The following is a 21,427-nucleotide window of genomic DNA, read 5'->3' on the forward strand; positions in this document are numbered from 1 at the left end:
TAGGTCGCGGGTGAGGCCCGGAGCGGCCGGTTGCCTCGGTCTCAGGCTCCGCCGGCGTTCGCGCCGTGGCACTTCTTGTACTTCTTGCCGGAACCGCAGGGGCAAGGATCGTTGCGCCCGACCTTGACCTCCTTGTTCACGGTCGTCTTGCCGCCGGCCGGCATCTGCGGAGCCGAGAAGACGAGCTGCGGTGCGGGAGTCTGGCGACGCTCGCGCTGCTCGGCCATGCGCTCTTCGGAAACCGGCTCGAGGCGGAAGAGGGTCTTGATCACCGTGTCTTCGACCCGTTCCTTGAGCTCGGAGAAGAGCTCGTAGCTCTCGCGCTTGTACTCGTTCAGAGGATCGCGCTGTCCGTAGCCGCGCAGCCCGATCCCCTCCTTGAGGTGGTCGAGGGCCAGCAGGTGGTCCTTCCACGTGAGGTCGACGTAGCGCAGCAGCACGTCGCGTTCGAGCAGCCGCAGGAGCTCGGGCGTGAAGCTCCTCTCCTTCTCGTCGTACTTGGCTTCGACGACCTCCCACAAGCGCTCGCGCAGGTCGTTCTCGCCGAGCCCCTCGAGCTGGAACGGCAGCTCGTGAACCTCGATGTCGAAGTAGGCGAGGACGTCCTTGGCGAGGTCGGCGAGCGTCCACTCGCTCGGGTCGGTCTTCTCCGGGCAGTGGGCGGAGATCTTGTCGTCGAGGATGTCGTGAGCCACGCCGAGGACGTAGTCGCGACCCTCCTTGCCGTCGAGAATGTCGCGGCGCAGCGCGTAGATGACCTCGCGCTGCTTGTTCATCACGTCGTCGTACTCGAGCAGGTGTTTGCGGGTCTCGAAGTTGCGTCCTTCGACCTGCTTCTGCGCCCGCTCGATGGCCCGCGACACCATCCCGTGTTCGATCGCCTCGCCCGGTTGCATGCCGAGCCGGCCCATCAGACCCTGGATGCGGTCCGACCCGAAGATCCGCATCAGGTCGTCCTCGAGCGACAGGAAGAACCGCGACGAGCCGGGATCGCCCTGGCGGCCGGCGCGGCCGCGCAACTGGTTGTCGATACGCCGCGACTCGTGACGTTCCGTGCCGATCATGTGCAGCCCGCCGATGCCGATCACCTCGCCATGCTCGCGGGCGCAGGTCTCGCGCCAGCGTTCGAGTGCCGCGCCGAAGGCCTCGGCCTCGGTGATCGGGTCGGCCTCGCCGCGGGCCAGGCCCTCGGGGTTGCCGCCGAGGAGGATGTCGGTGCCGCGGCCGGCCATGTTGGTGGCGATGGTCACCGAGCCTTTGCGACCGGCCTGGGCGACGATCGAGGCCTCGCGATCGTGGAACTTGGCGTTGAGCACGACGTGCGGAATGCCGCGACGCTTCAGCTTGCCGGCGAGCATTTCGCTCTTCTCGATCGACAGCGTGCCGACGAGGGTCGGCTGTCCGCGACGGTGGCAGTCCTCGATCTCCTCGACCACGGCGTCCCACTTCTCGTCCGCGGTGCGGAAGACCACGTCCTGGCGGTCGTCGCGGATCATCGGCTTGTTGGTGGGAATGCTGACGACGTCGAGCTTGTAGATGTGCTCGAACTCCGCCGCCTCGGTGGCGGCGGTGCCGGTCATGCCGGCGAGCTTGGAATACATGCGGAAGTAGTTCTGGAAGGTGATGGTGGCGAGCGTCTGGTTCTCGCGCTCGATCTTCACCCCTTCCTTCGCCTCGACCGCCTGGTGCAGTCCGTCCGACCAGCGGCGTCCCGGCATCATCCGCCCGGTGAACTCGTCGACGATCACCACCTGGGCGTCCTTGATGAGGTAGTCGACGTCGCGCTGGTAGAGGTGATGCGCCCGCAGGGCCTGATTGATGCCGTGCAGGAGGTCCATGTTCTCGACGTCGTAGAGGTTGTCGATGCCGAGCAGCTTCTCGGCCTTGACCACACCCTCTTCGGTGAGCGCCACGCTGTGGGCCTTCTCGTCGACGACGAAGTCGCCGGTGGTGTACTTCGTGCCGTCCTTCTCCTGCTTCTCCTCGCCCTGCTGCAGCTTCGGGATGATCCGGTCGATCCGGTAGTACTTGTCGACCGACTCCTCGGATGGACCGGAGATGATGAGCGGGGTCCGCGCCTCGTCGATGAGGATCGAGTCGACCTCGTCGACCACCGCGAAATGGTGCCCGCGCTGCACCATGGCCGCGAGCTCGAACTTCATGTTGTCGCGCAGGTAGTCGAAGCCGAACTCGTTGTTGGTCCCGTAGGTGATGTCGGCGGCGTAGGCCCGCTTGCGCTCGGCATCGGGGATGTCGTGCTGGATGACGCCGACCGTCAGGCCGAGGAAGCGGTAGATCTGCCCCATCCACTCGGCATCGCGCCGTGCCAGGTAGTCGTTGACGGTGACCGCGTGCACACCCTTGCCGGGAAGGGCATTGAGGTAGATCGGCAGGGTGGCGACCAGCGTCTTGCCTTCACCGGTCCGCATCTCGGCGATCTTGCCCTGGTGGAGGACCATGCCGCCGATCAACTGGACGTCGAAGTGGCGCATCGCCAGGGTGCGGCGTCCGGCCTCGCGGACGACGGCGAAAGCCGCCGGAAGCAGGTCGTCGAGCGGCATCCCCTGGTCGAGCTTCTCGCGGAACTCGACGGTCTTGCCGCGCAGCTCCTCGTCAGAGAGCGGACGGATGGAGGGCTCGAGGTCGTTGATCGCCGCGACGAGAGGGAGCAGGCGCTTGACGTCGCGCTCGTGCTTGCTGCCGAAGAGTTTCGTCAGGAAAGGTGCCAGCATGTGGGTTCTCGCAAGGCTAGAAGGGCCGCGCCCATGGCGCGGCCCGATCGGATGATTCTAGCAGACGGTCTCCAGGCGCTCGAGCGCCGGGGTGCTCGACTTCGGGGTCAGAAGGGAGAGGAGCCCGAATCGAGGATGTACGCCGTGGGGTCGACCGACTTGCCGTTCACCTGCACTTCGTAGTGCAGGTGGTAACCGGTCGAACGCCCGGTGTTGCCGACCAGGCCGACGACGCTGCCGCGTTCGACGCGTTGACCGGGGGTGACGCTGGTGCGGGAGAGGTGTCCGTAGACGGTGGTGATCCCGAAGCCGTGGGCGACGAAGACGGCGCGACCGAGCGGTCCGAACTGCTGGATCTGAGTCACGACACCGGCGGCCGTGACCTTGACCGGCTTGCCCGGAGGGGCCGAGATGTCGATGCCGCTATGGTAGGCGGGTTGGCCGGTGATCGGGTCTCGGCGATGGCCGAAGGTGCTGGTGATGAGGCCGCGGACCGGCGAGATCGCTGGGGTGGAGGAGATCAGGCCGAGGTTCTTTTCGAGCTGTCCGGAGACGAGAGCGAGCTGGCTGTCGAGGCTGTCGGCCCGCTGCTCGACCGATTCGAGGTCGGCTGGCGGTGCGCTTTCCGGCATCGCCGCCACCGATCCGCCGACTCCGCCCTCTCCCGTCGATCCCAGCGACTGCAGGCCGGCGACAATGGCCAGCTTGCGAGTCCTCTCCTCGAACTCGCCGAGGCGTCCGCGCAAATCGTCCAGCCGGGTCTCGAAGGTCTGATTGAGCTGGCGCAGGCGCTCGTTCTCCGACGCCAGCCGCGACATCTCGGCGCGGCTCACGGACGAGGAGAGAAAGAGCGCGAGGGAGGCGAGGCCGCCCACGACGAGAAACAACGCCAGCCCGAGGACCACGCCCAGCTGCCGATTCGTCACCCGCCACTTGCGGAACTGAGCCCGCTCGTGCGGCACGAAAATGACAGTGTGGTGCTTCGAGCTCATCCCGATCTTTTCACCCTTGAATAAGACGGCAATGGAAAAGGAGCGAAATTTCGCGAACCGTCGGGAAGGTTAAAGGCTCACGCCGCATGGTGTCAAGGGAACCGCCGGTCGGTACGGTCTGTGATGCCGGGCGTCTAGCGCATCCGCCGGTCGAGGGTCCGATACTGGATGGCCTCCGCAACGTGGGACGGAGCGAGGTCGTCGCGCCCCGCGAGATCGGCGATGGTGCGTGCCACCTTGAGGATGCGGGAGAGCGCACGGGCCGAGAGGCCGAGTCGCTCGAAGGCGGTGTCGACGAGCGATCGGGCCGCCCCGTCGAGCGGACAGACATCCCGCAGCTGGGCGGCGGTCAGGGCCGCGTTGAACGGTGTGGGATGCCGGGAATCGAAGCGGCGCCGCTGTCGGTCGCGAGCCAGGGCCACCCGTTCGGCCACCGCGGCGCTGCTCTCGCCTCGGGGAGCGGCGAGGTCGACCAGGCGTACGGCCGGGACCTCGACGTGAAGATCGATCCGGTCGAGCAGCGGGCCGGAGACCCGGGAGCGATACCGCTCGACCAGCGGAGCGGGGCAGCGGCAGTCGTGGCGGGAGTCGCCCAGGTGGCCGCAGGGGCACGGGTTCATCGCCCCGAGCAGGGTGAAACGCGCCGGGAAGGCGTGGCGGGCCCTGGCCCGGGCCACGATCACGAAGCCGTCCTCGAGCGGTTGCCGGAGTGCCTCGAGCGCGTCGCGGTGGAACTCGGCAAGCTCGTCGAGAAAGAGCACCCCGGCGTGGGCGAGGCTCACCTCGCCCGGGCGCGGCACGCTGCCGCCGCCGACGAGGCCGGCCGCGCTGATGCCCGGGTGTGGGCTGCGGAACGGGCGATGGGCGAGGAGCCCGGCGGGTGGCTCGTCGGCGACCAGGGAGTGGATCTTGGTGACTTCGATCGCTTCGGCGAGGCCGAGCGGCGGCAGGAGGCCCGGGGCACAGCGGGCGAGCATCGTCTTGCCGGAGCCCGGAGGACCGAGAAAGAGGAGATTGTGCCCACCGGCGGCGGCGACCTCGAGGGCTCGCTTGGCAGAATCCTGGCCCCGAACCTCGGCGAGATCGCCTTCGGCGGGACCTCCCGGCGCGGCGGACGGACGGGGTGAGGCCGGGGGAAGATGGGCCAGGCCGAGGACGTGGTCGATACCGCGGGCGAGTCCGTCGACCGGGATGACCGGCAGGGCGCCGAGCGCCGCCGCCTCGCCGGCGTTGGCGGCCGGGAGAAGGAGCTCGCGCGCCTGGATGCGACGCGCCAGATCGGCGATCGCCAGCCCGCCGCGCACCGAGCGCACCGTCCCGTCGAGCCCGAGCTCGCCGCAGAAGAGCCGCCCCTCGAGCGCCTCCTGTGGGAGATGGCCGTGCGCGGCAAGCAGCGCCAAGGCGATGGCGAGATCGAGGTGATTGCCCTCCTTGCGCAGGTCGGCGGGCGCCAGATTGACGGTGACGGAACGCGGCGGGAGATCGAAGCCGCAGTTCTTCAGCGCGGCCCGGACTCTCTCCCGGCTTTCGCGCACGGCGGCGTCGGGCAACCCGACGATCTGGACCTGGGGCAGTCCGTTCTGCAGGTCGACCTCGACCTGGACCGGTCTCGCCTCGATCCCCCAAGGGGTGGCGGCGGTGGCTCGTGCCAGCATGTCCCCTAAGACGACAACGGGGCGCCGGATCTCACACTTGCCGCTCGTGCGTTCAGATCACCCGGCGGTACTGCTCGAGATCCAGCCTCCAGACCGGAACGCCACAGTAGCGGGCCCCCTCCGGGCAGATCGGCCTCGCGCCGGAACGATCGCGCAGTCCGCAGGGGGGCTGAAGCCAACGCCCCACGCGAGGATGGACCTGGCGGATCTGGGCGGCCTCGTCGACGCTGGCACGCCAGATCTCCTCCTGGGCGTTGTAGCAGAGGCGGAGGGTGAGCTTGTGATGGAGGTGGAGAAGATCCGCCGACTCGGTGAAGCGAACCGCCACGGCGTTGGGCAGTAGATAGAGAACGTGCTCACGCGGCGCACCGAGCCGGGTGAGCTGCCGCATCCCATCCCAGGCCCGTTCGCAGGAGTCGAGGAAGAAGCGCTCCGCCGCCGGATCCTCGCGGACCAGGGCGGGGATCAGCACGTCCGGGTCCGAGTCGACCTGGGCGGAGAGGATCGGCCGGGAGGCCGGAGTCATGCGATGGCGCTGATCCTGGCTGTCGGCGGCATGTGAGAGGCGCTTGCGGAAGCCGTAGTGAACGTGAGCGAGGCAGCGGGTGAGCTTCGAGTGGGTCGACAGCCGCAAGGCCTCGCCGAAGGTTCGGTTGCTCGCCGGGTCGAGCACGAGGTCGATCGCCCGATCGTCGTCGAGCTCGCCCGAGCTGGCTCCCAGCACCTCGCGAACCGAATTGGCGAGCGTCGATTCTCCGTGCACTGGCCAGTCGACGAGCCGGCTGGTGCGCGCTTCGAGGCTCCGGTCGAACTCGTCGCGGAACCCGGCGGCCGGGCCGTCCGCGCGATCCAGCCGAGCGAGCGCCTGGAACTCCGGTGTCTCCTCTAGAGCGAGCGGAGCCTCGAGGATCGTCGCGTAATCCGGATCCGCCCGCAGCACCTCTTCGACCATCCTCCCGACGACCATCCGCTGCTCCAGCGGGGCGTCGAACTGCTCGGCCAGCCGCCAGTAGCGGAATAGGGTGAGGGCGGAAATCGTGTGGTAGAGGTAGGCGAAGGTGGCCACGGGCAGGACGTAGCGCGCGATCTCCTGCGACTTCTTCTGGATCTCCTTCTCCCAGCGGGGCGGGTCGTGCCGCCGCGCGGGGAAGCGACGGAAGAACTCCGCTCGGGCGAGCGGCAGGAGGCGTTCGCCGAGGGCGCGATAGTCGGATTGCATCCGTTCGGCCGTGGTCCGGTAGACGGCGAGCGCCTCTCCGGCGAGTGGCGGCACGGCGAAGCTGTTCTCCCGGACCGGGACGTAGCGCTGGCTGACCTGCTCGGAGTTGTAGAACGGATGACTGTGCAGGAACGACCAGAGGAACTGCCGACTGACGTTGGAGAGCGAAAACTGAAAGTGGGCGTGTTGGAAGGTGGTGTGATGCCCGGCAAGATAGATGTCGCGAGCGAGAGCGTCGCGCCGGTCGCGCCGCCGCTGGGTCACCTCCGGGCTCTCACCGATTCCCGCGACCTCCTCCGGCGTGACGATGCCGCGGGCCGAGTAGCAGGTCCTGGCGGTGGCAACGGCGTTGTCGAAGCCGCGGTCGAAGCGATTGACCAGGCGGACCTCGGGAGCTGGGGAGAGGAAAGAAGAGACGCGGGAGCTCATGGGAAGGTCGGCCGAGTCTAGCCTGGGGAGGGGAATCGCGTGCGAGGGGCACGGATCACCGCGAGGAGGCGGTACCGGCTAAGATCAGTCCGCCGGTCCGGGGAAGGCGACCCGGCTGGCGACCGAACCGGCGGGCCAGTCGGCGCGCCCTGGAGGAGCAATGGGAAAGACCATCGGCATCGGTTGTCTCGTGGGGTTGTTGCTCGTCGGCATCGCCGCCGGCGTCTGGCTTTCCGGCCTCTATAACGGACTCGTCGGCGAGAACGAGAGCGTCAGCCGCGCCTGGGCGCAGGTCGAGGGCGCCTATCAGCGCCGCGCGGACCTGATTCCGAACCTTGTCGCGACGGTGAAGGGCTCCGCGCAGTTCGAGCAGGAGACACTGCAGAAAGTCGTCGAGGCGCGAAGCCGGGTCGGCCAGGTGACGGCCGGAGCCCTGCAGGGGGTGATCGACGACCCGCAGAAGCTCGCCCAGTTCCAGGCAGCCCAGGACGGCCTCTCGTCGGCGCTGTCGCGCCTGATGGTCGTCGTCGAGCGCTATCCGGAGCTCAAGAGCACCCAGGCCTTCGGTGACCTGATGGTCCAGCTCGAAGGGACCGAGAATCGCATCAACGTCGAGCGCAATCGGTACAACGAAGCGGCCCAAGGGTTCAACACGCGCGTCAAGCGCTTCCCGACCGGATTCGTCGTCCGCCTCCTCGGCTGGGACTTCAAGGAGAAGGCCTACTTCCAGTCGCAGCCCGGCGCCGAGACGGCCCCGAAGGTCCAGTTCTAGGGGGCGACTTGCGTCGTCTCGCCTCGGTCCTCGTCGGACTCGGCTTCGTCGCCGTCCTGTTGCCCCAGGCGGCGTCGGCTGCCGCTTCGGCGCTGCCGCCGGCGCCGGTGCGCTGGGTCGTCGACGAGGCCGGATTCCTTTCGCCCGGCGCGGCAACCGAGATCGACTCGTCCCTCGAAGCGTTCGAGAAGCGCCAGGGGACGCAGGTGGTGGTGGCGATCTTCCAGCGCCTTCCGCCCGGCGAGGTCCTGGAGGACTGGACCGTTCGTGTCGCCGAGAGCTGGCGAGTCGGTCGGGCGCGCCAGGACGACGGCGTCGTGCTCTTCGTCTTCGTCGAGGATCGTGCGCTGCGCATCGAGGTCGGGCGCGGGCTCGAAGGGGCCCTGACCGACCTCGAGGCGTCACGGATCCTGCAGAAGGCCCTGTTGCCGCGCTTGCGGGCGGGGGACCGGGACGGAGCGATCCGCGACGCGGCCCAAGGGATCGTCGCGGCGGTCGAGGGCGAGTACACCCCCGGAACCGGAGGGGAACCGGCCGCCGACGAGCGACATCGACCGCGGCTGCCCGTTCTGCTGCTCGCGCTGATCGTGCTGGTGCTCCTGGTCGAGATCTCGCGCCGGGGGTCGTCCGGAGGCGGGCGCAGCGGCGGGCGATGGGGCGGCGGCGGTTGGGGCGGGGGTGGCTCGATCGGTGGCGGCTGGTCCGGTGGCGGTGGCTTCTCCGGCGGCGGATTCTCGGGCGGTGGCGGCTCGTTCGGGGGCGGGGGCGCCTCGGGTCGCTGGTAGGTCGTGCGAACCCTCTCGTGCCGTCCGGCTCAGCGGGACGGCGCCGACCAGGCCCCTTCTTCCTCCTCCCAGGGGACCTCGAATCGCGCATCGATTTCCAGCAGCCAGAGCTCGAGACGGGGCAGGCGATCCAGGGCGAGCGCCCGGGCGACAGCTCGACCGTAGGCGCGGAGCTGCGGCGCGTGATGGGCGATGCGTTCGCCGGCGGCGCCATCCGTGACGACGCGGTCGGTCTTGAAGTCGACGACCACGGCACGACCGTCCTCTGGATCTCGGTAGAGCAGGTCGAGCGTTCCCACCGCCGCGGCGACCGGCCCGGCGCAAGAGTCGGGCGGCGCGCCGACAACCAAGGGGAGCTCGCGGGCGACGATCGACGGCGCGATCGCACGCAGGCAGGAGAGGAGCGATCCGCCGGCCAGGAAGCGGTCGAGGAGCTCGTCAGCACGGGATCGGGCATCGTCCACAGCCCGACCCTCCAGCTCTCCGGCGAGCGTGCGTTCGATCTCCGGAGCGAGGCGCCGCCGCTCGTCGGCGGGATCCGCACCCGGGTCGAGCCGTTCGAGAAAGCGATGGACGGCCGAGCCCGCAGCGCGTGCGACTGCCGAGGCGACTGCTCCCGGACCGTCTTCGGAAGCTGCGGATTCCACTTCCTGCATCGCGGTGACCCCGCTGACGAGGGGTCTCCGGCTGCGCTCGGTGGCGGCGAGCCGCCGGGCGGCAAAGACTCGACGGATGGTTTCGGGATCGGTGGCCGGCGTCGCCGGGCTGGACGCCTCGGAGCGCGGCACCGGGGTGGCCGGAGCGAGACCGAGGATTCGCCAGCGCACGCCATCGGCGTCGTGCCAGTCGGCGTCGTGGGCTGGGCGGGGCGAAGCACGCCGTTGTCGCTCCTCGTCGATCAGGGCGAGGAGCGAGCCCTGCCCATCCCCGGGGCCGTTCTCCGCGTCCGCTCCGAGCAGGACGACGCGCCGTCGAGCCCGAGTGGCGGCGACGTAGAGCAGGCGGACGCGTTCCGCTTCGGCGATCCGGCTCTGCCGGGTTGCGACCCCGTCGGCGCCGAGTGTCGGGGCGCCGAAGAGGGTGTACTCGGGACGAGATCCCCCCTGGAAGAAGGGCCGTTCGGAGCCCCGCCGCGCGGCGCTCCCGTGATGCAGCTGCGGCAGGTAGACATGGTCGAAGTCGAGCCCTTTCGCCTTGTGGATCGTCAGGACGCGGACGGCGTCGGTCCCGCTGGAGGGGGCGCCGGAGGCATCCTCCTCACCCTCGGCAACCGCTCGGCGGAGGCGGCGCAGCACGGCATCGACATCGCCGCGTGAGGCGATCAGCGCCTCGGTCAGGCGATCGAGCCAGCGAGTGAGATTGGCCAGGCGGAAACGCCCGAGCCAGCGCGCCGCGGAGATCGCTTCGAAGGGGAGCTGGCGTCGCAGCTCGGCGACGAAGCGATCGGCCGGCTGAGTGCGATAGGCATCGCGAAGGGTGGCGATGGCCATGCACGCGGCATCGAGAAGCTGCGGCCAGCCGGCGACCCGTTCGATTCCGGGGACCGTCGGCGTCTTCCCGGCGGCGCGTTCGACGAGGGCGCGGAGCTCGTCGAGCGCTGCGGGGTCGGGTCGTTCGAGGTCGGCGATCTTGGCCGGGAAGCCCTCCGCCCAGAGCGGCAGCAGAGCCGCATCCGGGACCCCGACCCAGGGAGATCGCAACGTGGACAGGAGGGCCAGGGTGTCGCCGGGATCGAGCACCGTCCGAATCCAGGAGGTCGCGTCGAGCACCTCACGCCGCTGGTAGAAGACCCGGTCGCTCTCGACCTGGAACGGGATGCCGCGACCTCGCAGGGCTTCGAGATACGGCTCCTGAGCGGTCGACACGCGGAAGATCAGCGCCACGTCAGACCAGCGCCAGGGAGCCTCGGGGCTGGCCGCGGCCTGGGACTGAAGGTCGGCGAGGTCGGCAGCGATCGCCTTCGCCTCGATCTCGTCGGCCTCCCGGACGCGCGTCTTCCTGGGGCTCGCCGGCATGCCCTCGGCGGCCCAGGAGATCCAGTGCTCGACCGAGGCTCGGCCCGCGCCGAATGGCGCTTCGCGAGCGGCGTTCGATGCGCTGGCGAGCAGCGGCGCGAACGGCGGTTGAACTCCGGACTCGGCGGCGAAACAGGGGCCGACCGTGCGCTCGACCTCGGCGAGCACGCTCGGCAACGAGCGAAAGTTGACCGAGAGCGTGGCACGCTCTCCCCCGGGCGCCGAGGCCAGGGCGCGTCCGACGAACTGCTCGTAGGCGGAGAGGTCGGCGCGTCGCCAGCCGTAGATCGACTGCTTCGGGTCCCCGACGAGGAAGAGACCGGGTCGCTCCTCGACGGGGCCCTGGAGGGCGAGCAGGCCGAGGAGATCGCACTGCAGCGGATCGGTATCCTGGAATTCGTCGACGAGGACCTGGCGCAGGCTGCGGCGAACACGACGGCAGACCGCGGGCTCGTTGTTCAGCAGGTCGACGGCAAGGCGCAGCAGGTCGTCGAACGAGACGATGCCCTGAGTGCGTCGCCTCGCTTCGGCCTCGGCGAGCAGCGGCGCGAGCACGGCTCGGCCGGCTTCGAGGCGTCGGGGTGCGAGTCGGGTGAGGTGAGCGAGGAGGTCCCGAGCCGTCGCGCTCTCGTTGGCGATCTGGTCGACGGTTTCGGCAAAGGCGGCGCTCTCGGCCTGGGTGAAGTCACCCTTTCGCCAGGCGCCGAGTCGCAGGTCGCAGACGTCGCGCAACCCTTCGGCGAGCTGACGGAGCGTTTCGAGGCCGTCGATTCCCGGGCGGAGGTCCGCCACGGTCCGGGCGCAAGCGCTGAGGGCGGCGGCGACCGCCCGCCCCTTGTCGGTGCGCGAGACGGTGGCGAGGCGAGAGGCCGCAGCCTCGCCGAGGCCGCCGAAGGTTCGTTCGACGCGGGTGAACAGATCCTGGATCCGTGACCCGCCGAGCGGGTCGGCGGCGAGATCGGCCGCGCGGCCGCCGACGTCGCAGAAGGAATGCAGCGCCTCGGCGATCTCGGCCGGTCCGAAGCCCTCCGACGCGAGCGCCATCAGGTCGGCTGCTCCGGCGGCGTAGCCCTCTCGCAGCCGTTCGTCGAGCAGGTCGCGAACGACGTCGGCTCCCGCCGTGCCGTCGGGGTCAATGGCGAAGCGGGGATGGATCCTCGCCTCGAGAGGATGGGAGGCGAGCAGCGAACGGCAGAAGCCGTGAATCGTCTGCACCCGCAGGTGATCGAACGCGGCCAGCAACCGGGTCGCTCGCTCGGAAGAGGTCTCCGGCAGGTCCGAGCGAGCGAGGCCCAGCGGCGCGCCTCCGTGCGCCACCTCGGCCAATGCGGTGCCGACCCGTTCGGCCATCTCCGCCGCAGCCGCCTCGGTGAAGGTGATGGCGACCAGGCCGTCGAGCGCCCGTGCCGCGATCGACTCGGGAGGAGCTGCGGCATCGTCGCCTGCCGACGCTTGCTCCCAGCCGGGGCCGAGCAGCCAGGCGAGGCAGCGCGCCACCAGAACCGCGGTCTTGCCGGTGCCCGCGCCCGCCTCGAGCACGAAGGGCCGATCGAAGATCAAGCAGGCACGACGACGCGCTTCGGCGTCCTCCTGCCGCAGGCGGGTCTCGTCGCGGCTCATCGGCGCTCCCGGTCGATTCCCTGGCCGAGGTCGTACAACATCGCGAGCGATGCCTCGGCCGGTCCGTCCACCGGGACCTCGCCACCGCGCAGGCGGGTGAGGCGCTCGGCCAGGCGCAACCGCGCCCCGGAATCGTGTTGCAAGCAGCTCGCCGCGACGCGACAGAAGGAGCAGACGTCGGCGGACTTCTCGAGACGGGGATCGAGGAGGCGCGGGAAAAAAGCTCCACGATCGCGGGCGTCCATCCCGGCGGCCACGGCGCGTTCGAGCGCCGCTGCCGCCTCCGCGTCGTCGGCGGCGACGTCGACCTGGCGCTCGGCGACCTCGAGGCCCGGCCCGAGGTAGACGTAGCGGCCGAGCGCGCTCGCCGAAGGGCCTGCTTCGTGCCGATCGTCGGCCGACGCCCGCGCGTAGAGGGCCGCCTGCAGCCTTCTGCCGTTGGCGATCGACTGGAGCATCGCCTTTCGCCGGGCGGTGTCGCTGCCGCGGGTGAGCTCGGGCTTGCCGGTCTTGAAGTCGGTGAGAACCAGTCGCCCGTCGAGCCTCTCGAGGCGATCGACGCGGAAGCCGAGCCGGCGCGGGACGCCGTCGATTGGCAGGGTCATCTCCGCCTGTGCCTCCGTCGCGAGCGCCTCGAATCGTCCCCGGTCGACATCGCGGGCCGCCCGCAGGTAAGGGAGGGCGCGCGCGGCCTCTGCTCGACTCAGCGGCCACCGTGCCAACCCATCCTCGGCGAGTAGCCGCTCGGCTTCCTGTCGCGCGATCTCCGACAGCGTGAGGTCGTCCGGCCAGACGACAGGGGTCGCCGGACGCGTGGGCGCCGTCGTGAGATCCAAGGCGGGAGAGCCCGCCTCCGCCGGAAAGAGACGTTCGAGGACGGCGTGGACGATCCTGCCGAGCCGCGCCGCGTCGAGGCGGGGAAGCTCCTCGGCTTCGTCCGGAGGGAGGTCGAGGCGCAGCAGACGCTCGACGAAGTGGCGCCAAGGGCAAGCACAGAGGGCTTCGAGGGAGGTGACCGCGAGCTGCCGGCGACGCGGATCGGCGTCGAGGGTCACCGCGCCGACGAAGCCGAAGAACGGTCCGAGGTGATGTCGTCGCTCCCGGCCGCTCTCGGTCGAGAGATCCGGATCGATCTCGTCGAGGAGTGCCAGGTGGGCCGAGGCGAGCGCCAGACGCGTCGGTCGGCTCTGTCCGGCCTCACCGTGCTCGGGCAGCGCGGCCGCGAGGAACGGCTCGAGCGCCGGGCGCGGTCCCGCCAGCGCCGCAACGAGGACGGCATCCTCCGGCGGCAGCTCGTCGAGCGCGTGGGACGTTGGCTCCTCCGGCGACGCCGCGCCGGAGTGCTCTCCTGTCGTCGAGAGCGCCGGCGACGCGAATCCGCCGAGCAGCGGCGACGGTGTGAGCGGCCGACGGTGAGCATCGAAGCGCGCATGCAAGAGCGTGGTTTCGGGCGAAGCGAGCAGGAGCTGGCCGAAAAGGACCCGCTCCTCGTCTCGTCCCTCGAGCTTGCGCGGGAGGTCCGGCAGCAGGGGGGCGAGAAACGTGCGGATGCGATCGGGCAGCACCGGGTCCTCGCTCACCGTGCGGGGGAAGTTGCCGGTATTCAGTCCGAGAAGGAAGAGGTGCGCGAAGGTTCGCCCGCGGGCTTCGGTCACGCTGAGAACCTGGACGCCACCCCCACGACCCCCGAGCGGTGTCCCCAGCGCGGCGAGCAGGGCGCGACGCAGGAGCCGCGCGAACTCGCTCTGGTCGAGCTCCAGCTCGGCCGGGGTCTCGGCCAGCAGCGCGGCACGGGCCGCATTGAGCGACGACTCACCTGGGGCAGCACGGGCGAGTGGCCCCAGGGTCGAACGAAGGCGCTCGAGCGCGCGCAGGTGGGACGAGAGGCTCGTGCGACCTGGCCATTCGCGAAGCCGTCGGAGCAGAGAGCGTCCCGCGGTCAAGGCGCCCACCAGCGCGGTGCGCGATAGGCGTCGTCGCGGGGCCGACGGCCCGCCCTCGAGGTCGCCCGCCTCGAGACCCTGCCGGATCGGCAGCGGGAAGTCGCCCGGCGGCAGATCCCGGGCCGCATCGATCGCGGCGATCTGCTCGAGGCGGACGACGCCGAGTAGGCGGAGGGCTGTGCGCAGGTCGAACGGGACCACGCCGTCGACGCTGCGCCAGCCGAGCCAGCGCTCGATCGGCGCCCCCTCGCGTCGCTCGACGAGGTCGAGAAGCGGATCGAGCCGTCGCGCCTCCGGCCCCCCGATCTCCCAAGAGGCCTCCCCCGAGAACGGGATCCCGAGACGGTCCCATTCGGTTCGCAGCAGCGAGACGTACGGGGAAAGATCGCGGGCGACGACCCCGATGCGCTCCGGCGCAACCCCGCGAGCGATCAGGGCGAGCGCGCGCCGACCGACCTCGCGAACTTCGCGCCGGGGATTCTCGAGCGTCAGCAGGGTGGATGATGAAGGATCTCCCGTCACCGGATTCGGATCGAGCGGTGCGACACCGAGAAGCCGCTCGCGAAAGCTGCGACCAAAACCGCGTCCCATCGAGCCCGGCGACGGTGCCGTCGTGCCGGCGAGATCGAGGTAGACCCGCGCTTCGGCGCCCGAAACGAGGGCGGTGACGAAGTCCGTCGCCACACCCGTGGCATCGGCGAAGCCGTACACGAGAACGGCTCGAGCGGGCAGGGCCGCCGGGCCGTGCTCGAGGAGGAGCTCCCGTGCCGAGCGATAGAGGTCGGCCGTGCCGCCGATGCCGAGGCGGCGAGCGGCGCGAATCGCCGCGGCGGTCGCCCGGACGAGCGCGCGCGCGCGTGCGCTGGCCTCGTCGCGGGGCGCTTCGACCGCCAGAGCCTCGTCGAGGGCCGGAGCGAGCTCGGGCTCGAATCCCGCGTCGACGAGATCGCGCATCGAGGCGACCGCGGAGTCGATCCCGTCGACGAGATCGCCGAGCGTACGCTGCAGTGACGCCTCCGCGGCTGCGGCGCGATGGAGGAGCAGATCGAAGAGGGCCTCGCCGCGCGGCTCGGGCAGTCCGCCCTGCTCCAGGATCGCGCGGGCCGTCCGCCGCAGCGTCGCGATCTCGAGGCCCACCGCACCTCCGGAGGTCTGAGCGACGCGGGCGAGCAGGGCGAGACGCAGGCTGCGCGAGGGAACGACCAGGAGGATGGGTCGCGGATCGTCGCGCAGCGCTTCGAGGCTGTGCGGCAGGAGTCGGTCGAGGTCGGCGAGCAGGGCGGCCTCCACCGCTCGCGGGCCGTGACCGCCGACGAGCCTCGGTCCCGCGGGCAGCTGCGCGCTCACGAGGCTCCTCGGCGTCGCAGGAGGATGCGGCGGAAGAAGCCGCCCCAGGACGCCGCGAGGTTCTCCTCGATCTCCAGGGGTGCGGCGGAGCGATGCAGCAGATCGCCGAACGACCGGTTGAGATCGGTGGCGAGGAGGCGGACGGGGATGTTGGCGATCCGTCTCGCGAGTGAGGGCGCCGCGCCGTCGCTCAGAAACTTGTCGAAGACCGACATCCGGCCCTCGGGTGCCAGGACTCGTGCGGCTTCGGCGAGGCAGCGCGCGCCGTCCGGGACCACCGCCAGGATGAGGTGGAGGATCACGGCGTCGAAAGAATGGTCGGCGAAGTCGAGCGCCTGGGCGTCCATGACCGCAAGCTTGGTGCCCGGGGCGGCGCGGCGAGCGGCACGGGCGAGCATGGCGGGGGTCAGGTCGATCCCGGTGACGTCAACCCCCGGGGGCAAGAGCGGCAGGTCGAGGCCGGTGCCCACACCGACGAGCAGGACGCGCTCTCCAGCGCGCAGGGCGAGCCGCTCGATGGCGTCGCGTCGGGGTCCGGAGAAGCCGGCGAAATGGTCATAGAACGGCGACCAGAACGAGTAGCGGGCTCGATTGAGCGTGAGACCTCGGTCGCGAGTCGCCATCACGGAATCTCAGGGGGCGGGTGCCCCGGCGGCGCGGGCGAAGCGAGCCACGGCCGACCAGGCGGATTCGCGCGCCTCCGGTCGTTCGAGGCAGGCTGCGTCCCCTCGCTCGAGCTCGAGGATCGGCGGCACGCCCGCTCGCGTCAGCTTGGCAAGGAGCCGATCGCGGTCGAGCTGCGGGAGAAGGGCGTCGGCGTCGCAGGAGACGACGAGGAGCCGCGTCCCCGGTCGCGGCTCGGGGAGCGCGTCGATCCAGTCGGGGGGCGGTCGTCGATCGCCCATCGCGGCCAAGGCGACGCGACCGTCGCCGATCGGCGAGGCGAAGGTCGCACGACCCGGAAGCACGGCGCCGACCGCGGCCCAGTCGGCGTTCGGGCGCGCCGCCGCGACGAGCGCGAGGCCGGCCGACCGGCGCCCGTGGCCGACGAGCACCGCACCGGTCGAGGTGCGGCCGAGCGACGACAGCACGGCGAGCACGCTCTCCTTCTCCGCCTCGTCGGCCGACCCCGTGGGAGCGTCCGAGGCGGGAGGCCGCTGGGGTCCCGGCGCTCGCCAGTCCAGGTGAAGGACGCGGTGGCCGTGGTTGGCGAAGTACTGGGCCAGGGGCTGGAAGACCGGGGGACCGACGCGCTCTTCCTCGTCGGCATCTTCGAGCAGGAGGATCGCCGGCCTCGCTGCCGACGCGTCGCGGCGAGGGCGGAGCTCCGTTGCGGTGACCCGGGCGGACCCACCGCCGGGCAGAGCGAACGGCACCGGGACGACGAGGTCGTCGGCTTCGAGGCGCGGATCGACCAGGTAGGTCAGCTGACGATCGGTCGGAAGATCGGGCAGCCAAAGGAAGAGATCGTCGCCGTGGGTCGGACCTCCGGCCTCGATCAGCAGCGTCCGGTCGTCAGAGGAGAAGCGGATCTCGCGCGGGGCGATCCCCTGAGGGAGGGGTGGAGCGTGCCGGGCGCCGGTGGCGAGATCGGTGAGGACGAGGCCGGTCTGTTCGGCGGAGCGGCAGGTCCAGAGCGCGAATCGTCCTGTCGGCGAGATCTGGAATTCGAGCGGATCGTCGCAGGGCGTCTCGACCGGGCCGCGGCGTCCATTCTCGAGGAGTACCCGGACCGTTCGATACGGGCGAGCTCGCGCGTCGAAGGCGACGAGCGCTCTCCCGTCGGCGGTGAACGCCTGGGGGATCAGCCATCCGCGGCTCTCGTCGGCGACTCCTGCCTCGCGGATGGATCCACTCGCCAGATCGAAGATTCCGATCCCCGGCCCGAGGGCGGGGTCGGTGGCCGCGACGGCGAGCGATCGGCCATCGGGAGAGAGCGGTCCGAGCCGCAGGTCGAGATCGTTGCTGAAGCGCAGAGCGTGGGACAGGTCATCGAGGCGCACCTCGACGACATCTCGTCGGCCCGCTTGGACCTCGTCGCTTTCGAGCAGGACTCCCGAGCCGCCGCTACTCCAGCCGAGCAGGCGGGCTCGACCGCTGCCCGGGATCGTGAGGTCGACGATCCGGCCCGATCCCTGCCGGAGTGCCAGCATCGCGGCTTCGCCCTGGCGAGCGAGGGGACGACGGAAGAGCACGGTGTCGCCCCGCGGCGAGAGCGCGAGCAGGCGTTCGCCGGCGAGCGGCGGGTCGCTCGGCAGCCGACGAGACTCGCCTCCCTCGCTCGGCAGGGTGGCGAGCGACCAGCCGTCGGGTCCGCGAAGCACCATGAGGATCTCGCGGCCGTCGGGACGGATCGCCGCTCCGCGCAGCTCGCCGCCGCCCAGGAACTCGTCGAGGGGAACGGCCCTCGGGGGCATCGGTGGCGGAGCGGGAGATCGCGGCGGATCGCATCCGACGAGAAGGATGCCGAGGGCGGCGACGAGTGCGAGTCGAGCCGAGTCTTGCCTCACGAAACGATCGTATCGCTCCCTGGCCTATACTCGCGCCATGTCCGATCGCAAGTACCGTCAGCGCGGCTACCAGGATAACGGGCGGCCCGAGTCGGCTTCGCGCCAGGACGCTCCGCGACCCGATCCGTCTCTCGCACCCCGCGGCCGCGGCTTCGGTGCCCCGACCGCCAGCGTCTTTCGATGCGCCGCCTGCGGGCGGAAGGTCGACGGAGGCGTGACGACCTTCGACGCACGCTGTCCGCACTGCGCCGCTCCGCTGCACACCTGCACGCACTGCGTTCAATTCGACAGCTCGGCTCCGAAGCAGTGCCGACTCGAAATGGCCGTGCGGGTGGCCCGCAAGAGCGAACGCAACGACTGCGCCGAATTCGCCCCGCGCATCGCCCAGGAGTTCGCGCAGGAAGAGCGGCGGATGCCGAAGGACGATCCGCGGGCGGCGTTCGACGCCCTGTTCAAGATCTGAGATCGCTGAGGGGGTGGCGCCGCACCGGGGCCGCGGAGAGCGCGGCGTGACCGGTCGCTCGATCGCGCACGCTTCTGACAAGACGGGTTCCCCGTTGCGTCGCCTCCGGAGTCCGTGTGGGCCGGACCGGTCGGCCCCGGGCGACCTGCACCGGCCTGCCTCGCCCGCCACGTTCCGCTGCCTCTGGTAGACTCGCTGCAGTATTCGACGGCTGGTGACTCTCGTGGCGAAGCTGCAGGAGGGGAGAATTCCGGGGGGGGCTCGAGCCCTCGTCGTCCTGTTTTTCGTGCTTCTCGCCACGGGTTGCGCCGAGCGCTCGCACGCTCCGGCGCCCGGTGCGGGCAGCGGGAGCGTCGAGGTAGCGAACCGGCTTCCTGCCTGGAGCGCTGCGGAATGGAGCCGGGCGGTGGTTTACTTCGCCATCGTCGACCGGTTTGCCGACGGCGATCCGAAGAACAACCGTGGCGTCGACCGCGCCGGCAAGGGCACCTTTCACGGCGGCGACCTCGCGGGTCTTGCCTCGCGGCTCGACGACCTGGCCGAGCTCGGCATCAATACCCTTTGGCTCACTCCGACCGTCAGGAACATCGACGGCTTCGTGACCGGGGCCGGCTTCCCGGACTGGGGTTACCACGGCTATTGGGCTGACGACTTCGAACAGGTCGACCCGCGCTTCGGCACCGAAGCGGAGCTGCGTCACCTGGTCGCGGAGGCGCACCGACGCGGCATCCGCGTGCTGCTCGACGTGGTGTACAACCACGCCGGTTACGGCTCGCACTACCTCACCGACCCGAGGACGGCATCCTGGTTGCGCAGCGCGGAGAAGGGCAGTTGCGGTGAGGACGATCTGACGCAGTGCGTCGCCGGCCTCCCGGACTTTCGCACCGACCTGCCCGAGGTCCGCGAGTACCTCCTCTCGGCGCACCTCGGACTCGCCAAGCGCGTGGGCCTCGACGGTTTCCGCCTCGACACGGTCAAGCACGTCGAGCACGACTTTTGGAAATTGCACCGCACACGAACACGCCAGGAGCTTGGCGCGGGGTTCTTTCTGCTCGGCGAGGTGTGGGGCGGCGACGCCGGGGTGCTCGACCCCTGGTTTGCCGGGGACGAGCTCGACGCCGGGTTCGATTTCGGCTTCCAGGGTAGCGCTCTGGCGTTCGTCCGCGGTCGCGGCCGTGCCGTGGCGTTCGATCGCTACCTCAAATCGCGAGAGCGGGTGCGCCCCGGCTATCTGCTTGCCCACTTTCTGTCGTCCCACGACGTGCCCGGGGCCCTCTACCAGCTCGACGGAGACTTGGCGCTCTTCCGCCTCGCCGCCTTCCTCCAGATGACCGTTTCCGGCATTCCGGTCGTCTATTACGGAGAGGAGGTCGGGAGACGAGGAGGGGATTGGCCGGACAACCGCAGCGACATGCCCTGGGGCGCTCTGGGGATCGCGCCGGGAGCCGGTCAGCCGCGCGACGAGCAGCTGCGGAGCGACTACCGGCGGCTCATCGCGCTGCGGGCCCGCTATCCGGAATTGGCGACGGGAGCGCACGAGAGCCTGGTGGCGGACGGGGACCTGCTGGTCTTCGGTCGTCACGATCCGGCGACTGGTTCGCGGGTCGTGGTCGCGGTCAATCGAGGGGCCGGCGAAGCCGAGGTGACGATCCCTCTGCCGGCCGACTGGCGGGGCGCGCAGCTCCACGACGTCTGGGGCGAGCGACCGGTGGTGCTCGACCCGACGGGAGAGGTCGCGAGGGTGTCGCTCGCCGGACGTTCAGGCGGCGTTCTCGTCCGCGACGACGCTTCTTCCGCTCATCCGAATTCCCATCCGTGACGAAGAAGAGGTAGTCGAACGAATGGCTAGCGTCAGTTTCCGGCAGGTTGCCAAGCGATACGGCAAGGTCTCGGTCATCGAGGGGCTCGACCTCGAGATCCGGGACCGGGAGTTCATGGTGCTCGTCGGTCCGTCCGGATGCGGGAAGTCGACCGCCTTGCGGATGCTCGCCGGCCTGGAGGAGATCTCCGACGGCAAAATCCTGATCGGCGATCGCGTCGTCAACGACCTCGCGCCGAAAGACCGCGACATCGCCATGGTCTTCCAGAGCTATGCGCTCTATCCGCACATGACGGTGCGGGAGAACATGGAGTTCGGACTGCGGATCCGCAAGACGCCGCGGGAGGAGATCGACCGGCTCATCGGCGAGGCGTCGCAGATCCTCGACATCGCCCACCTGCTCGATCGCAAGCCGAAACAGCTCTCCGGCGGGCAGCGGCAGCGTGTCGCCGTCGGCCGGGCGATCGTCCGCCAGCCGTCCGTCTTCCTCTTCGACGAGCCGCTGTCCAACCTCGACGCGAAGCTCCGCGTCCAGATGCGGGCCGAGATCTCGAAGCTCCAGTCGCGCCTGCAGACGACGACGATCTACGTCACCCACGATCAGGTCGAGGCGATGACCATGGGGCACCGGATCGCGGTGATGAAGGACGGAGCGTTGCAGCAGGTCGGCACGCCGCTCGAGGTGTACGAGCGGCCGGACAACCTCTTCGTCGCCAACTTCATCGGTACGCCGCCGATGAACTTCGCGGCGGCCCGCATCGACCGCGGCGGCAGTGTGCTCGCCGCTTCGCACTTCGAGATTCCGGTGCCGGAGCATTGGCGTGCAGCCAGCGCGGGCAAGGACGGCAAGCGGGTGGTGCTGGGGATGCGTCCGGAGAACCTGATCGAGGAGGGCCGGGCGACCCGAGGGCCGACGGCTCCCATTCTCGGCGTCGTCGAGATCGTCGAGCCGCTCGGTCACGAGGCGATCGTCCACGCCCGCGCGGGGGAGGACCTGCTCGTCGCCAAGGTGGACTCCCACCGGGTTCCCCCGACCGGCACGCCCCTGCGCCTCGCTCTCGAGCTCGACTACCTCCACATCTTCGACGCCGACAACGAACGACGCCTTTCCAACTGACTGTTCTGC

General features: G+C 70.1%; 13 protein-coding genes. 5 read left to right on the forward strand and 8 right to left on the reverse strand.

From position 1 onward, the window contains the following. Positions 1–41 precede the first annotated feature (41 nt). The 4 genes from secA to IPJ17_13950 form a co-directional block, all read right to left on the reverse strand. Positions 42–2,732, reverse strand: a complete 2,691-nt coding sequence (gene secA / locus IPJ17_13935) for a preprotein translocase subunit SecA (GenBank protein QQR72602.1) — start codon at positions 2,730–2,732, stop codon at positions 42–44. Positions 2,733–2,839: 107 nt separating this feature from the next. Then, positions 2,840–3,724 carry a M23 family metallopeptidase gene (locus tag IPJ17_13940; protein QQR72603.1) on the reverse strand — a complete coding sequence of 295 codons (885 nt, stop codon included), beginning with the start codon at positions 3,722–3,724 and terminating at the stop codon, positions 2,840–2,842. 134 nt (positions 3,725–3,858) lie between these two features. Continuing rightward, on the reverse strand, positions 3,859–5,379 hold the full coding sequence (locus tag IPJ17_13945) for a YifB family Mg chelatase-like AAA ATPase (protein ID QQR72604.1): 1,521 nt from the start codon (positions 5,377–5,379) through the stop codon (positions 3,859–3,861). Positions 5,380–5,431: 52 nt separating this feature from the next. Continuing rightward, the gene (locus tag IPJ17_13950) at positions 5,432–7,027 is read right to left on the reverse strand and encodes an FAD-dependent thymidylate synthase (GenBank protein ID QQR72605.1); all 1,596 of its coding nucleotides are present in this window, start codon (positions 7,025–7,027) and stop codon (positions 5,432–5,434) included. Between the two features lie 160 nt (positions 7,028–7,187). Between IPJ17_13950 and IPJ17_13955 the strand changes: the two genes are divergently transcribed. Both IPJ17_13955 and IPJ17_13960 read left to right on the forward strand, forming a co-directional pair. Further along, on the forward strand, positions 7,188–7,799 hold the full coding sequence (locus IPJ17_13955) for a LemA family protein (protein ID QQR72606.1): 612 nt from the start codon (positions 7,188–7,190) through the stop codon (positions 7,797–7,799). Between the two features lie 8 nt (positions 7,800–7,807). Then, on the forward strand, positions 7,808–8,584 hold the full coding sequence (locus IPJ17_13960; protein QQR72607.1) for a TPM domain-containing protein: 777 nt from the start codon (positions 7,808–7,810) through the stop codon (positions 8,582–8,584). 29 nt (positions 8,585–8,613) lie between these two features. Here IPJ17_13960 and IPJ17_13965 read toward each other — a convergent pair whose 3' ends face one another. From IPJ17_13965 to IPJ17_13980, 4 genes are read right to left on the reverse strand one after another with little or no spacing between them, the layout of a single operon-like run. After that, on the reverse strand, positions 8,614–12,219 hold the full coding sequence (locus tag IPJ17_13965; protein ID QQR72608.1) for a UvrD-helicase domain-containing protein: 3,606 nt from the start codon (positions 12,217–12,219) through the stop codon (positions 8,614–8,616). Then, positions 12,216–15,509: a PD-(D/E)XK nuclease family protein gene (locus IPJ17_13970; GenBank protein QQR72609.1), complete on the reverse strand. Its 3,294-nt coding sequence runs from the start codon at positions 15,507–15,509 to the stop codon at positions 12,216–12,218. The genes IPJ17_13965 and IPJ17_13970 overlap by 4 nt, the downstream gene beginning before the upstream one ends. Then, entirely contained in the window at positions 15,506–16,132 is a 627-nt protein-coding gene (locus IPJ17_13975) for a methyltransferase domain-containing protein (GenBank protein ID QQR72610.1), read from the reverse strand. Before IPJ17_13975 ends, IPJ17_13970 begins: the two co-directional genes overlap by 4 nt. Positions 16,133–16,141: 9 nt before the next feature. Continuing rightward, positions 16,142–17,926, reverse strand: coding sequence for a hypothetical protein (locus tag IPJ17_13980; GenBank protein ID QQR72611.1), 1,785 nt, complete (start codon positions 17,924–17,926; stop codon positions 16,142–16,144). 130 nt (positions 17,927–18,056) lie between these two features. Between IPJ17_13980 and IPJ17_13985 the strand changes: the two genes are divergently transcribed. The 3 genes from IPJ17_13985 (at position 18,057) to ugpC (ending at position 21,418) form a co-directional block, all read left to right on the forward strand. Then, positions 18,057–18,482 (forward strand): hypothetical protein, encoded by a 426-nt coding sequence (locus tag IPJ17_13985; GenBank protein QQR72612.1) that lies wholly within the window; start codon positions 18,057–18,059, stop codon positions 18,480–18,482. Positions 18,483–18,696: 214 nt separating this feature from the next. Continuing rightward, entirely contained in the window at positions 18,697–20,301 is a 1,605-nt protein-coding gene (locus tag IPJ17_13990) for a DUF3459 domain-containing protein (GenBank protein ID QQR72613.1), read from the forward strand. 22 nt (positions 20,302–20,323) lie between these two features. Further along, on the forward strand, positions 20,324–21,418 hold the full coding sequence (gene ugpC, locus IPJ17_13995; GenBank protein ID QQR72614.1) for a sn-glycerol-3-phosphate ABC transporter ATP-binding protein UgpC: 1,095 nt from the start codon (positions 20,324–20,326) through the stop codon (positions 21,416–21,418). The last annotated feature ends 9 nt before the right edge of the window (positions 21,419–21,427 follow it).

The organism is Holophagales bacterium, from assembly GCA_016699405.1.
Taxonomy (GTDB): domain Bacteria; phylum Acidobacteriota; class Thermoanaerobaculia; order Multivoradales; family JAGPDF01; genus JAAYLR01.